A 14,276-nucleotide genomic window follows, 5' to 3' on the forward strand; every position below is an offset into this window, starting at 1 on the left:
GCCCCTGCCACCGCCGAAGCGGCGGCGGCAGGGGAGGGGTCCGTCAGCCGGTGTTGCGCATCCCGGCGGCGATGCCGTTGACCGTGGTCAGCAGGGCGCGTTCCAGGGCCGTACCGTCGCTGGGGGCGCGTCGGCCGCCAGGTGCGGTGATGACCGCCCGGCCGGCGGCACCGGAGTCCCGGTACTGCCGCAGCAGCGCCACCTGGAGGTGGTGCAGCGGCTCCAGGTAGGTGTCGCGCACCGCCAGGGTGCGCTGGAGCACCGGCGAGTTCTCCAGCAGGGCCGGCGACGAGGTGACCGCCAGCACCTCCTGCTTGGTCAGCTCGTACTCCTGCTGGATCTTGTCGAAGATCGGGTGCAGCTCCTCGGGGACCAGCGTCTCGACGTACCGGCGGGCGATGCTGAGGTCGGTCTTGGTCAGCATCATCTCCACGTTGGACAGGAACGTGCGGAAGAAGTGCCAGTTGCGGTGCATCTCGGCCAGCACGTCCTCCAGGCCGGCGGCGCGGGCCGCGGCGAGGCCGGAGCCGACCCCGAACCAGCCCGGCACGATCTGCCGGGTCTGCGTCCAGCCGAACACCCACGGGATGGCCCGCAGGCCGCCCAGGCCGGCCCCGGTGTTCGGCCGCTTCGCCGGCCGGGAGCCGATGTTCAACGCGCCGAGCAGTTCCGTCGGCGTCGACGCCCAGAAGTACGCCGGCAGGTCCGGGTCCTCCACCAGGCCCCGGTACGACCGGAAGGCCGACTCGGAGACCACGTCCATCGCCGCGTCCCAGCGTTCCAACTGCTCGGCGGGCTGCCGGGGGGCGGTGTGCAGCAGCGTCGCCTGGAGCACCGCGGCCACGGTCAGCTCCAGGTTCTCCCGGGCCAGCGCCGGCAGGGTGTACTTGTCGGAGATGACCTCGCCCTGCTCGGTCACCTTGATCGCGCCGTCCAGGGTGCCGTACGGCTGGGCCAGGATCGCCTCGTGGGTGGGGCCGCCGCCGCGCCCGACGGTGCCGCCCCGGCCGTGGAACAACCGCAGGTGCACGCCGTGCTGGGCGGCCACGTCCCGCAGCGCCCGCTGGGCCCGGTGGATGGACCACTGGCTGGTGGTGATGCCGGCCTCCTTGTTGGAGTCGGAGTAGCCAAGCATCACCTCCTGCACATCGCCCCGGGCCGCGACCAGCGCCCGGTAGGCCGGCAGGGAGAGCAGTTCGTTGAGCATCTCGCCGCCGGCGTTCAGCTCGGCCGGGGTCTCCAGCAGCGGGACGAAGCCGATCCGGGCCCGCCCGGTGTGCACGTCGACCAGGCCGGCCTCCCGGGCCAGCACCACCGCCGCGAGCACGTCGTCCACGCCGAGGGTCATCGAGATGATGTACGACTCGATGACCTCGCCGCCGAACCGGTCCTGCGCCTCGCGGATGGTCCCGAACACGTCGAACGTCTTGCGCGCCCCCTCGGTCAACGGGGTGTCCAGGGCAGACAGCGGCCGGCGGCCGGTCAGCTCGTCGGCGAGCAGCTTGGTGCGCTCCAGCCGGCTCAGCGACGGGTAGTCCGACACCTCGCCGACCGCCGCGTAGAGCTGGGTGAGCACCTCGTGGTGCTTCTCGGCGTGCTCCCGGACGTCCATGGTGGCCAGGTGCAGCCCGAACGCGGAGACGGTACGGATGGTCGAGGCGAGCCGGCCGACGGCGGTGAGCTGCCCGGAGTTGCGGGCCAGCGAGGCGCGCAGCAGTTCCAGGTCGGCGATCAGCTCGCCGGAGCCCTGGTAGTCCCGGCCCGGCACGTGCGGGGTGCCGGCGCGCAGCCGCTCCCGGGTGTTGGCCAGCTTCGCCTTCACGCAGCGGGCCTTGAGCCGGTAGGGCTCCTCGGCGTTGACCCGGCGGAACCGGGGGGCCACCTCGGGCAGCGCGTCCAGGTCGGCGGCGAGGCTGGCCGACAGGTCCAGCGACACGGCGCGCAGCCGGCGGGAGACGGAGACCTCGTTGACCAGGTGCTCCATCGCCGCCTCGGTGGCGGTGATGCCGTGCTCGTGCTGGATGCGCAGCACCTCCCGGGTGACCACCGGGGTGACGAACGGGTTGCCGTCCCGGTCGCCGCCGATCCAGGTGCCGAAGGTCAGCGGGCGCGAGGTCGGCGACGTCTCCACGCCGAGGGTGCGCAGCGTGTCGGCCAGGTCGTCGAGCACCTGCGGGGCTGCCTCGGCGTACAGGTCGCGCAGGTAGTAGATGGCGTTGCGGGCCTCGTCGGTCGGGTCGGGCCGGTCGAGGCGCAGCTCGTCGGTCTGCCACATCAGGTCGAGCAGTTCGGCGAGGCGGCGGTTGGCCGGGGCCTCGTCGCTGGCGCCGTAGAGGATGGCGTTGGCGGTCTCGGCGTCCAGCTCGTCGGCGATGGCGCGCAGCTTGGACAGGATCGACCGGCGGGCCGCCTCGGTGGGGTGGGCGGTGAAGACCGGGCGTACCGCGAGGCGGCGGGCGGCGGCGGCGATCTCCTCGGCCGGCACCCCGCGCTCGGCGATCATCTTGGCCGCCTGGTCCAGCCAGCCGCCCTGGATTGCCCGGCGGCGGCGCAGGTCGCGGGCCCGGTGCACCTGCTCGGTGATGTTGGCCAGGTGGAAGTAGGTGGAGAAGGCGCGGGCCAGCTTGGTGCCGGTGGTCACGTCCAGCCCGCCGAGGCGCTGCGCGGCGGCGGGTGCGTCGGAGCGGACCTGGGCGCGGATCTCCTCGACCAGGTCGAGCAGCGGTCGACCCTCCTGCCGGGCCAGGGTCTGGCCGAGCAGGGTGCCGAGCCGACGGATGTCGGCCCGCAGTGCGGCGTCGGGCCCGTCGTGATCATGCTGGTCGGTCACCGTGCGCTCCTTACGTGAGTACGAAGGACAGCGCTGTCCGACTCCCTGGATGGTATCTGCGCGGCCCGGTCCGGGAGGAAGGGGTTCGGTGTGTCACCTTCCCCACGATCACCGCGCGCCGCCCCCGACCCGTGCCCGACCGGCCCGGCGTCCCCGGAACAGGGCGGCGGTGAGCAGGCCGGACAGCCCCAGGACGGTCCAGAGGAGCAGCCCGGCCAGCGGCCAGCGGGCCGACCGCCAGTCGAAGTAGACGGCCGATTTGAGTAGGTCGGTGGCCAGGCCGGGGACGTTCCAGCGGTGCATGCCGCGCAGCGCGGCGGGCAGGAACTCGGGGGCGTAGATGCCGCCCGAGCCGGGGTTGCCGAGCACCACCAGCAGCAGGATCACCAGCCCGGTGCCGAGCAGACCCAGCCAGCCCTGCACGGCGGCGGCGACCATCGCGGCGGTGAAGACGGTGAGCACGCCGACCGCCGCCACCGCGACCAGGTCGTGGTCCCAGACGTCGAGGACCGGGCCGACCAGCACCGCGCCGATGGTCCCGAGCAGCACCGCGTGCACGGCCAGCGAACCGATCCGCAGCCCGGCCCGGCGCAGGCCGCGCGGGGCGGTGCCGAGCGAGACACCGAGCGCGGTCGAGGCCAGGTAGCCGCCGAGCACCAACCCGACGGCCAGGTAGAACGGCACCAGGCCGCGCGGGTCGTCGGGGGAGACGGGCACCTGGTCGGTGACGGTGAGCGGCACCCCCGCCTGTCGGGCGGCCGGGGTGAGGATCCCGGTGACCAGTTCGGTGGCGGCCGGGGCGGAGGCGCTGGCGGTGGCCAGGGTGAGCGTGCCGTCGGGGGCGGAGGTGAGCACGGCGTACACCTGGCGGGCGGTGAGGGCGTCGTCGGCCGCGCCGGGGTCGGCGTACCCGACGGGCTCGATGGTGTCGGTGCGGGCCCGCACGGCGGTCAGCAGCGACTCGGCGGGCCGGTCGCCGGTCACCACGCCGACCGGCACGTCCCGGGGGCGCGGCTGGTGCAGCGCGCCGACGTAGGCCGCGATGAACGCGGTGGCCAGCGCCAGCGTGCCGACCAGCAGCGCCGCCGTGCGGGGCAGCCAGTCCCGGGTCCGCGGCTCCTCGTCCACCGGCCCAGCCTATGGCCGCAATGCCAGACCTGTAGGGCTTTGTCGGGCGAAAACCGCTGGTGGTGAGCGGTAGGTTCCGGTCGTGGCCCTTCCCGCGTACCCCACCAAGCCGAAGCCGGGCGACCGGGTCGCGGTGGTCTCCCCCTCCGCCGGCCTGGCGGGTCTCTTCCCCCACGTGTACGAGCTGGGCCTGCGCCGGCTGCGCGAGGAGCTCCACCTGGAGCCGGTGGAGTACCCCACCACCCGGCAGACCCGGGCCGATCCCCGGGACCGGGCGCGCGACCTGACCGCCGCCTTCGCCGACCCGACGGTCACCGCCGTGCTCGCCACCGTCGGCGGCGACGACCTGATCACGGTCACCCCGCACCTCGACGACGCGGTGCTGCGGGCCAACCCGAAGCCCTACTTCGGCTACTCGGACAACACCAACGTCCTCAACCACCTGTACCGGCTGGGGATGGTGGCCTATCACGGCGGCTCGGTGCTGGTGCACCTCGGCCGGCCCGGTGCGCCGCACCCGCTGACCCTCGGCTCGCTGCGCGCCGCCCTGTTCACCTCCGACTGGTACGAGCTGACCCCCGCGCCGCAGTGGGGTGACGAACCGGGCGACTGGCGGAACCCGGCCACCCTCGCGGTCGAACCGCCGATGCTGCCCGGCGAGGGCTGGCGCTGGCGGGGCCCGTCGACGGTGGTCGAGGGCCGCACCTGGGGCGGCTGCCTGGAGATCCTGCACTGGCTGATGGCCACCGACCGGGTGCCGTCGGCCGCCGAGCTGGCCGGCTCGGTGCTCGTCGTCGAGACCTCCAACGAGCTGCCCGACGCCCAGGAGGTGTTCCGGATCGTCCGGAACATGGGTGAGCGGGGACTGCTCGCCGCCTTCCCGGCGGTCGTCGTCGGCCGGCCCAAGGCGTGGGACTTCGCGCGACCGCTGCCGGTGGCGGAACGCCTGGCGTGGGGTGCCGCCCAGCGGGGTGCCGTCGTCCGGGCGCTGACCGCGTACCGCCCGGACGCGGTGGTGGTCTTCGACGTCGACCTGGGCCACACCGACCCGCAGTTGATCGTCCCGTACGGCGGCGAGATCCGGGTCGACGCGATCGAACGCCGCATCCTGGTCCGCTACTGACGACCCGGTCGACACGTCCGGCCGGTTGGCACGCGGCAATGTCGTGGAGGTAGCGGTATCCCCGCCCGTGGACACCGCTACTTCCACGCCATTGCGATGATCTTGAGGGCTGGGCCCGGCCGGACGGGGAGCGGGCGTGTGCGGCGGTGGGCGGAGATAGGCTGGTCGGCGTGCACCCCCCGTCCGGCCGGACGAGGGGCAGCAGTCGTGCGCGTCGACTCCCTGGAAGTGATCACTGATGCTCACCGGACTCTTCTCCGCCGCCCTGGCCGACCCCGGGCTGACCCGGGCGCGTGACCTGGCGCGCTCCGGTGCCGCCCAGGTCGACGGGCTGGACCTGACCGCCCCGACCGCGCTGCGCCCGTTCGCCGTGGCCGCCGTCGCCGCAGACCCGGCGGCCGGTGGGGCCGGCCGGCCGGTGCTCGCGGTGACCGCCACCAGCCGGGAGGCCGACGACCTGGCCGCCGCGCTGGGCAGCCTGCTCCCGGCCGGGCAGGTCGCGGTCTTCCCGTCCTGGGAGACGCTGCCCCACGAGCGGCTCTCGCCCCGTTCCGACACCGTCGGCCGGCGGCTGGCCGTGCTGCGCCGCCTCGCCCACCCGGACGCCCCGGGCCCGCACACCGTCCGCGCCGACGGCAACGCCGACGCCGGCCCGTTGCGGGTGGTGGTGGCACCGGTGCGCTCGCTGCTGCAACCGCAGCTCAAGGGCCTCGGTGACCTGGAGCCGGTGCAGCTCGCCGCCGGTGAGGAGGCCGACCTGGAGGAGGTCGCCCGCCGGCTCACCGACCTGGCATACGCCCGGGTCGACCTGGTCACCAAGCGCGGCGAGTTCGCGGTACGCGGCGGCATCCTGGACGTCTTCCCGCCCACCGACGAGCACCCGTCCCGGGTCGAGTTCTGGGGCGACGAGGTGGAGGAGATCCGCACCTTCGCCGTCGCCGACCAGCGCACCATCGAGGGCGTACCGCAGCTCTGGGCCCCGCCGTGCCGGGAACTGCTGCTGACCCCGGCGGTGCGCCGGCGGGCCGCCGCGCTCGCCGGGGAACATCCGGAGTTGGCCGAGATCCTCGACAAGCTCGCCGAGGGCATCCCGGTCGAGGGGATGGAGTCGCTGGCCCCGGCGCTGATCGGCAGCGACAGCCTGGAACTGCTGGTGGACACCATGCCGGCCGGCACCCACGTGCTGCTCTGCGACCCGGAGCGGATCCGCACCCGGGCGCACGACCTGGTGCGTACCTCGGAGGAGTTCCTCCAGGCGAGCTGGGCCGCGGCCGCCGTCGGCGGCCAGGCCCCGGTCGACCTCGGCGCCGCCGCCTTCAGGTCCCTGGCCGAGGTACGCGCCGCCGCCCGCGCCCTGCGCCAGCCCTGGTGGACCCTCGCCCCGTTCGGGCTGGTCGAGGCGGACGCCGCCGCGCCGGCCCGGCAGCCCTGGGAGGACGCGCCGGCCGGGGCGGACGTGACCCCCGACGACGCGATCGCGGTGAGCCTGGCCGCCCAGCCGGCCCCGCTCTACCACGGTGAGACCGACCGGCTGGTCGACGACCTGAAGCGCTGGACCGGCGAGGGCTGGTCGGTGGCGCTGGTGTTCGAGGGGCACGGTCCCGCCCAGCGGGCCGTCGAGGTGCTCCGCGACGCCGGGCTGGGCGCCCGGCTCACCGAGCAGGTGCCGGCCGCGCCCGCCCCCGGCGAGGTGCTGGTCTCCTGTGGCTGCCTGACCGCCGGCTTCGTCGACGAGGCGTCGAAGTTCGTGCTGCTGACCGGCAACGACGTCACCGGCGGCCGGGGCGCCACCACCCGGGACATGCGCCGGATGCCGAGCCGGCGGCGCAACACCATCGACCCGCTGGAGTTGAAGGCCGGCGACTTCGTGGTGCACGAGCAGCACGGCATCGGCCGGTACGTCGAGCTGGTGCAGCGCACCGTCAACGGCGCGTCCCGCGAATACCTCGTCATCGAGTACGCCGCCAGCAAGCGCGGTCAGCCCGGCGACCGGCTGTTCGTCCCCACCGACCAGCTCGACCAGCTCTCCCGCTACGTCGGCGGCGAGCAGCCCACCCTGCACAAGATGGGCGGCTCGGACTGGCAGAAGTCCAAGGCCCGCGCCCGCAAGGCGGTCCGGGAGATCGCCGCCCAGCTCATCCAGCTCTACGCCGCCCGCAAGGCGTCCAAGGGGCACGCGTTCGCCCCGGACTCCCCGTGGCAGCGGGAGCTGGAGGACGCCTTCCCGTGGCAGGAGACGCCCGACCAGCTGGCCGCCATCGAGGAGGTCAAGCGGGACATGGAGCAGACCGTCCCGATGGACCGGCTGATCTGCGGCGACGTCGGCTACGGCAAGACCGAGATCGCCGTCCGGGCGGCGTTCAAGGCGGTGCAGGACGGCAAGCAGGTGGCGGTGCTGGTGCCGACGACGCTGCTGGTGCAGCAGCACTACAACACGTTCGCCGAGCGGATGAGCCAGTTCCCGGTGACCATCCGGCAGCTCTCCCGGTTCCAGACCGCCAAGGAGAGCGAGCGGACGCTGGAGATGGTCGCCGACGGCACCGTCGACATCGTCATCGGCACCCACCGGCTGCTCCAGACGGCCACCCGGTTCAAGTCCCTCGGCATGGTGGTCATCGACGAGGAGCAGCGGTTCGGCGTCGAGCACAAGGAACACCTCAAGACGCTGCGCGCCTCGGTCGACGTGCTGAGCATGTCGGCCACCCCGATCCCGCGGACGCTGGAGATGGCGATCACCGGCATCCGCGAGATGTCGACCATCGCCACCCCGCCGGAGGAGCGGCACCCGGTGCTGACCTTCGTCGGGGCGTACGACGACCGGCAGGTGGCCGCGTCGATCCACCGGGAGCTGCTCCGCGACGGGCAGGTGTTCTACCTGCACAACCGGGTGGAGTCGATCGACCGGACGGCCCGGAAGCTGCGTGAGCTGGTGCCCGAGGCGCGGGTGGCGGTGGCCCACGGGCAGATGGGCGAGGAGGCCCTGGAGAAGGTGATGGTCGGCTTCTGGGAGAAGGAGTTCGACGTCCTCGTCTGCACCACCATCGTCGAGTCCGGCATCGACATCCCGAACGCCAACACCCTGATCGTGGAGCGGGCCGACCTGCTCGGCCTGGCCCAGCTGCACCAGATCCGGGGCCGGGTGGGCCGGGGCCGGGAGCGGGCGTACGCGTACTTCCTGTACCCGCCGGAGAAGCCGCTCACCGAGCACGCGCACGAGCGGCTGGCCACCATCGCGCAGCACACCGAGCTGGGTGCGGGCATGTACGTGGCGATGAAGGACCTGGAGATCCGGGGCGCCGGCAACCTGCTCGGCGGCGAACAGTCCGGGCACATCGAGGGCGTCGGGTTCGACCTGTACGTCCGGATGGTCGGCGAGGCGGTGTCGGCGTTCAAGGGGGAGAGCACCGAGGAGGAGACCGACGTCAAGATCGACCTCCCGATCGACGCGCACCTGCCGCACGACTACGTCGGGGTGGAACGGCTGCGGCTGGAGATGTACCGCAAGCTCGCCGAGGCGCGCGACGACGCGCGGCTGCGCGAGGTGGTGGCCGAGATGACCGACCGGTACGGCGAGCCGCCCGCCCCGGTGCAGAACCTGGTCGCGGTGGCCCGGTTCCGGCTGCTGGCCCGCCGGTACGGCCTGACCGACGTCAGCATGCAGGGCAAGCACCTGCGGTTCGGGCCGCTGCCGCTGCCCGACTCGAAGCAGTTGCGGCTCAAGCGCTACCACCCGGACTCGGTCTACAAGCAGGCCACCGACCAGGTCAGCGTGCCCCGGCCGAGCACCCGCCGGGTCGGCGGCGAGCCGCTGCGCGACCAGGCGCTGCTGGAATGGTGCGCCCAGCTCCTCGCCGACGTCCTCGGCGAACCGGCCGCGCTGGCGGGGGCACGGGGATGAGGGGGCCGTCGCACGTCCGGCGCGGGGCGTCGGGCGGGGCCGCAGCGCACGGTGGGCGGCGTCACCGTACACAGGCAGGCATGAGAGAGTGACCGTCATGCGTGCACGCCGTCTCATCGCCGCCGCCAGCGTCGCGGCCCTGGGTGTCCTCTCCCTCACCGCCTGCGGCAAGGCATCTCCGGATGTGGCCGCATACATCGGCGACAGTCGCTACTCGGTGGCCCGGGTGGACGCGATCTACACCGACGCGCAGACCAGGTACGCCGAGGCGGTGCGGCAGAGCGCGGCCCAGTCCGGCCAGACCCTGGGCCCGGAGCAGCTGCGGGCCGGGCTGACCCGGCAGGACGTGGTGAACCTGCTGGTCAGCATCGACCTGGGCAAGCGGGTCGCGGCCGAGAAGAACCTCCAGGTCCCCGACCAGATCACCCCGGACCAGTTGGCCCAGCAGCTCCAGATGCCCCCGCAGGCGGAGTTCGCGAAGCTGTGGGGCGAGTGGGCCGACCTGTTCGTCGTGCTCAGCCAGCAGTTGCCGCCGGCCGACCTGAGCGACGAGTCGGTGATGGCGGTCTACCACGCGATCGAGAAGACCGGCGGTATCGACAAGGGGCTGTCGGTGGCGCAGGTGCGGCAACTCTTCGGCGACGGCGGTTTCGTGCGCAGCTCGTCGGCACTGAGCGCCGCGCTGGGCGAGCAGGCCGACAAGGTCGACGTCGAGGTCAACCCCCGGTACCGGCCGCTCGGCGTCCCCGCCTGGGTCAACAAGGGCCAGGAGCTGGTCTTCTACGCGCTGCCGTACATCGACGCGAGTGGCCCGGTGACCGACGTGTCGACGCCCGAGCCGGTCGCCAGCCCGACCCCGGAGCAGGGGCCGGCGGCCTCCTGAGCATGTCCGACCGGATCGTCCTGCTGGTCACCTCGCCCCGGTTGCCGGCCGGTCTGCTGACCGCCGCCGCCTGGGACACGCTGCGCTCCGCACCGGTGCTGACCGGCGCGGAGGGTGCCCAGGTCACTGCGGTACGCGCGGCCGGCGTCGAGGTCACCGTCGTGTCCGGCGGGGCGGGCGACGCGCTGCTCGACGCGGCGGCGGCCCACGGCATGGCGGTCTGGCTGGCCGGCCCGACCGGCGACGAGTCCCTGGCCCGGGAGGTGGGCCTGCGGCTGGCCCGGCAGCCGGGGCTGGCCGAGCTGGAGCTGATGTACGGCTCGTGGGACCCGCCGGGGGCCCGGCTGCTCGACGCGGTCGAGGTGATGGACCGGCTCGCCTCGCCGGGCGGCGACCCGTGGAAGCGGGCGCAGACCCACCGCAGCCTCGCCGGCTTCCTGATCGAGGAGTGCTACGAGGCGTACGACGCGATCAGCGACGGCGACACCGACGCGCTGCGCGAGGAACTGGGCGACGTGCTGCTCCAGGTGCTGCTGCACGCCCGCCTCGCGGAGAACCTGCCCGAGGACGAGCGGTGGAGCGTCGACGACGTGGCCGGCACCCTGGTCGACAAGATGGTGCGCCGCAACCCGCACGTGTTCTCCGGTGCGCAGGCGGGTTCGCTGGCCGAGATCGAGGCGAACTGGGAGCGGATCAAGCAGGCCGAGAAGGCCCGCGCGTCGGTGCTCGACGGCATCGCCCTGAGCCAGCCCGCCCTGGCCCTGGCGGCCAAGGTGCTGGACCGCGCCGGCCGGGCCGGGCTGACCGTCCCGCTGCCGTCCCCCGACGCCCAGCCCGACCCGGAGTCCCGCCTCGGTGCCACCCTGCTGGCCCTGGTCGCCGAGGCCCGCCACGCCGGCCTGGACCCCGAGGCGGCCCTGCGCCGCGCCACCCGCACCCACGCTGCCACCCTCCGCACCACCGAACCCCGCACCGCGTCGAGTTGACCAAGAGGTATGCGGCAACCCCGCGCGCTGCGGTGACGCGAACCTCTTGATCGACGGGGTCGGCGCGCGGCCGGTGGGGGGCCGGTGGGGTGGGTAGGGTCGGGGGATGGGTGAATTCGTGCCGCTGGCGGAGCGGATCGTCGAGGCCGTGCTGGAGAGCCGACCCGGGTTCGCCACGTCGGCAGGGGACCACCGCTACGACGACCGGCTGCCCGACCTGTCCGCCCCGGCGGTCGCCGCCGACCAGGCGATGCTGCGCGAGGCCGCCGACGCGCTCGCCGAGGTAGACGCGGATTCCCTCGACGTCGAGGAGCAGGTCGACCACGCGCTGCTCGCCGCCCTGGTCGACCGGGAACTGTTCGAGCGCAGCGAGATCCGGGCCTTCGAGTGGGATCCGCTGGTGCACAACCCCGGCCCGCTGCTGCACGCCCTGCTCGCCCGCCCGTACGCGCCGGTGGAGCAGCGGCTGACGCACCTGGTCGGGCGGCTGACCGCCGTACCCGACGCGTTGGCTACCGCGCGGGCGACGCTGCGGGACATGCCCCGGGTGCACGCCGAGACGGCGGTCGGGCAGTTCGCCGGCAGCGCCGCGCTGATCCGCGACGAGGTGCCGCTGCTGCTCGCCCAGGCCCCCGCGCTGGCCGGCACGGTGCAGCCGGCGGCGACGGCGGCGATCGCCGCGCTCGACGAGTTCGTCGGCTGGCTGCGCGCCGGGCTGGCCGCCGACACCGGGCCGGGCCGCGACCCCCGGCTGGGCCGCCGCCGCTGGGAGGCCCGGCTCTGGCACACCCTCGACACCGAGCTGGGCGCGGCCGAGGTGCAGCGCCGCGCCTGGGCCAACCTCGACCGGGTCACCGCCGAGATCCGCGCCGCCGCTGTCGAGCTGGTCGGCGGCCCGGCCGACGACGAGACGGTACGCCGGGCGCTGGACCTGCTCGCCGCCGAGCACCCCGACGACCACTCCATCGTGGACCTCGCCTCGGTCACCCTCGACGAGGCCGTCGACTTCGTCCGGGCGCACGACCTGGTCAGCCTGGTCGACGACCCGTGCGTGATCCAGGAGATGCCGGAGTTCGCCCGGGGCGTCGCGGTGGCCTACTGCGACTCGCCCGGCCCGCTGGAGCCGGCCGACCTGCCCACCTTTTACTGCATCGCGCCCACCCCGGCGGACTGGCCCGCGCACCGGGTCGACTCGTTCTACCGGGAGTACAACGACCACATGATCCGCAACCTGACCGTGCACGAGGCGATGCCCGGGCACTTCCTCCAGCTCGCCCACGCCCGCCGGTACGCCGGCCCCACCCGGGTCCGGGCGCTGACCGAGTCGGGGGTGTTCATCGAGGGCTGGGCGGTCTACACCGAGGAGCTGATGGCCGGGCTCGGCTTCGGCGGCCTGCCGGTCCGCCTCCAGCAGCTCAAGATGCAGCTCCGGATGACCATCAACGCCCTGCTCGACCAGCTCGTCCACTGTGACCAGATGACCGAGGCGGACGCGTTGGCGCTGATGACCGGACGCGGCTTCCAGGAGGAGGGCGAGGCGGCCGGCAAGTGGCGGCGGGCGCTGCTCACCTCGACCCAGCTCTCCACGTACTTCGTCGGCTACAGCGAGATGGCCGACATCGCCGCCGCCCGCCCGGCCGGGGTGCCGCTGCGCCGGTGGCACGACGCGATGCTCGCCCACGACTGCCCGCCGCCACGCCACCTGCGCACCCTGCTCGGCGTCTGAGCCGGTCGGGGCCGGCTCAACCGCGGGCGGCGACCGCGTCGATGAGCCAGCGGGAGATCGAGTACGCCGGGGGCAGCTCCGCGGGCAGCGCGTCCACCGGGAACCAGCGGGCCCGCACCAGCTCCCGCCCGTCCACCTCCGGCTCGGCGGCGGGGTCGGCGGCGGTGACGGTGAAGCCGGCGAGCAGCACCCCCGGCCCGGAGATCGCCCAGGGCTGGCTGCCGAAGTAGTCGACGGTGCCGAGGGTCAGCCCGACCTCCTCGGTGACCTCGCGGCGGACCGCCGTCTCCAACGACTCGCCGGCCTCGACGAAGCCGGCGACCAGCGCCCACAGCCCGGTCGGGCCGGACGCGTGCCGCACCAGCAGCAGCTCGGTGGGGCCGCCGGCCGGGCCGGGGCGGGTGATCGCCGCCAGCACCGCCGGGGAGAGCCGCAGCGGCACGTACAGGTCGCAGGCGGGGCAGCGCCGGGCCGTCTCGCCGGGCACGTCGGCCAGTTCCGCCCGGCAGGCCCCGCACCAGCGGTGGGTACGCCGGAAGGTGACCACGGCCACCGCCCGCCCGGCGAGCGTGGCGAGCGGTTCGGGCAGCTCGGCGGCGAGCGCCCGCCAACTGCGCCAGCGTCCGGCCGGTCGGGTCGCGTCGTCCGGTGCCGCCGCCCAGGCCGGCACTCCGTCGAGGGTGCCCACCGGCACCCAGCCGGTCCCGGCCGGCAGTTCGCCGACCCGGGGCAGGCCGCCGTCGGGGGTGGTGAGGAGCCGGTGGCCGGCCACCAGCAGGCCCAGGTCGTCGGGCGCGGGCGACGGGCCGACGTCGGGGGCGGGTTCTCCGGGTGGGGGGACGGTCACGACGTCGCCGGTCGGCGGTCGGTGACCCCGGCTCCGGCGGGCAGGTCGAACGCTGTCGGTGTCACCGAGTCGGTGTAACGGTCCAGGGTCAACTCGACGGGTTGGCCGTCGAGCACCCCGGTGAAGCTGCCGAGCACACCCTCGCTGGTGACGCAGGTGTCGAAGTTCCCGGCGGCCCGGCGGACCTCGACACAGGTGGCGTGGTGCCCGGTGATCGTGGTGTCGGTCTGCTTGACCTGGGCCGCCGGGTCGAGGGCGGCCTCGGTGAGCAGGCCGATCACCGCCGGCGGGGTGACCAGGCCGGCCTTGCGGGCCTCGGTGAACAGCGGCACGGCGGCCTTGCCGGACATCAGCACCGGCGGCTCGACCGTGCAGGTGGTCCGCCCGGCGGTGGTCCCGCACCGGGTGATGGCCTGCTCGGAGACGGTGATCTTGCCGGCGGTCCAGGTGTAGGCGGACCGGGCCGGCTCCTTCGTCTGGGCGATCGTGAAGTTCCGGCCACCGGCGAGCCGGTACTCGGCCGTCCAGGTCCGCACCAGCGACTCGTCGAGCCGGGTGGCGAGATCGTTGATCAGATCGGCGCGGCCGAGGGTGCGTCCGGCGTCGTCGAGGGTCTGACAGCCGGTGACGGTGAGCGACGCGATGACCGACACGGCGAGCACGCGGAGGGTGGTCGAGACGGCGGGCATGGCGACCAGCGTGGTCGATCGGGTCCACCCGGCGCAAACCGGTTGCCGGTTCAGGGGTGAGAATCCGGGAATGTCCGTCCCGGCGTACCGATTAGGGGTGGGCTACGTGTCCCCGGACGCCGTGGCGTCGGGTGTCGCCCGATACGCTGCGTTCAACACACCTGCC

At 74.0% G+C, this 14,276-nt stretch carries 9 protein-coding genes; 5 read left to right on the forward strand and 4 right to left on the reverse strand.

All coding sequences use genetic code 11. From position 1 onward, the window contains the following. Positions 1 to 43: 43 nt before the first annotated feature. A complete protein-coding gene (gene ppc, locus B5D80_RS06470; RefSeq protein WP_088642869.1) occupies positions 44 to 2,830 on the reverse strand; it encodes a phosphoenolpyruvate carboxylase in 2,787 nt (928 codons plus the stop codon). Between the two features lie 108 nt (positions 2,831 to 2,938). Continuing rightward, positions 2,939 to 3,958, reverse strand: coding sequence for a hypothetical protein (locus tag B5D80_RS06475; RefSeq protein WP_088642870.1), 1,020 nt, complete (start codon positions 3,956 to 3,958; stop codon positions 2,939 to 2,941). 82 nt (positions 3,959 to 4,040) lie between these two features. Here B5D80_RS06475 and B5D80_RS06480 point away from each other — a divergent pair, with 82 nt between their 5' ends. The 5 genes from B5D80_RS06480 (at position 4,041) to B5D80_RS06500 (ending at position 12,574) form a co-directional block, all read left to right on the forward strand. Continuing rightward, positions 4,041 to 5,081: a S66 family peptidase gene (locus B5D80_RS06480; protein ID WP_088642871.1), complete on the forward strand. Its 1,041-nt coding sequence runs from the start codon at positions 4,041 to 4,043 to the stop codon at positions 5,079 to 5,081. A 238-nt stretch (positions 5,082 to 5,319) separates the two neighbouring features. Beyond that, a complete protein-coding gene (gene mfd, locus B5D80_RS06485; protein WP_088642872.1) occupies positions 5,320 to 8,979 on the forward strand; it encodes a transcription-repair coupling factor in 3,660 nt (1,219 codons plus the stop codon). 97 nt (positions 8,980 to 9,076) lie between these two features. Next, complete coding sequence (locus tag B5D80_RS06490) at positions 9,077 to 9,862, forward strand: hypothetical protein (protein WP_088642986.1); 786 nt, start codon at positions 9,077 to 9,079, stop codon at positions 9,860 to 9,862. A gap of 2 nt (positions 9,863 to 9,864) precedes the next feature. Continuing rightward, positions 9,865 to 10,848: a nucleoside triphosphate pyrophosphohydrolase gene (locus B5D80_RS06495; RefSeq protein ID WP_088642873.1), complete on the forward strand. Its 984-nt coding sequence runs from the start codon at positions 9,865 to 9,867 to the stop codon at positions 10,846 to 10,848. Between the two features lie 106 nt (positions 10,849 to 10,954). After that, the gene (locus tag B5D80_RS06500) at positions 10,955 to 12,574 is read left to right on the forward strand and encodes a DUF885 domain-containing protein (protein WP_088642874.1); all 1,620 of its coding nucleotides are present in this window, start codon (positions 10,955 to 10,957) and stop codon (positions 12,572 to 12,574) included. 16 nt (positions 12,575 to 12,590) lie between these two features. Here B5D80_RS06500 and nudC read toward each other — a convergent pair whose 3' ends face one another. Together nudC and B5D80_RS06510 are read right to left on the reverse strand one after the other, a co-directional pair. Next, positions 12,591 to 13,421, reverse strand: coding sequence for an NAD(+) diphosphatase (gene nudC / locus B5D80_RS06505; protein WP_088642875.1), 831 nt, complete (start codon positions 13,419 to 13,421; stop codon positions 12,591 to 12,593). Next, positions 13,418 to 14,110 carry a hypothetical protein gene (locus tag B5D80_RS06510; RefSeq protein WP_088642876.1) on the reverse strand — a complete coding sequence of 231 codons (693 nt, stop codon included), beginning with the start codon at positions 14,108 to 14,110 and terminating at the stop codon, positions 13,418 to 13,420. The genes nudC and B5D80_RS06510 overlap by 4 nt, the downstream gene beginning before the upstream one ends. Between the last annotated feature and the right edge of the window lie 166 nt (positions 14,111 to 14,276).

This window comes from Micromonospora wenchangensis, assembly GCF_002210435.1.
GTDB lineage: Bacteria > Actinomycetota > Actinomycetes > Mycobacteriales > Micromonosporaceae > Micromonospora > Micromonospora wenchangensis.

Coding starts and splice junctions, on each gene's coding strand:
- mfd (WP_088642872.1), top strand. CDS start 5,320: ATGCTCACCGGACTCTTCTCCGCCGCCCTGGCCGACCCCGGGCTGACC.
- B5D80_RS06490 (WP_088642986.1), top strand. CDS start 9,077: ATGCGTGCACGCCGTCTCATCGCCGCCGCCAGCGTCGCGGCCCTGGGT.
- B5D80_RS06495 (WP_088642873.1), top strand. CDS start 9,865: ATGTCCGACCGGATCGTCCTGCTGGTCACCTCGCCCCGGTTGCCGGCC.
- B5D80_RS06500 (WP_088642874.1), top strand. CDS start 10,955: ATGGGTGAATTCGTGCCGCTGGCGGAGCGGATCGTCGAGGCCGTGCTG.
- B5D80_RS06510 (WP_088642876.1), bottom strand. CDS start 14,110: ATGCCCGCCGTCTCGACCACCCTCCGCGTGCTCGCCGTGTCGGTCATC.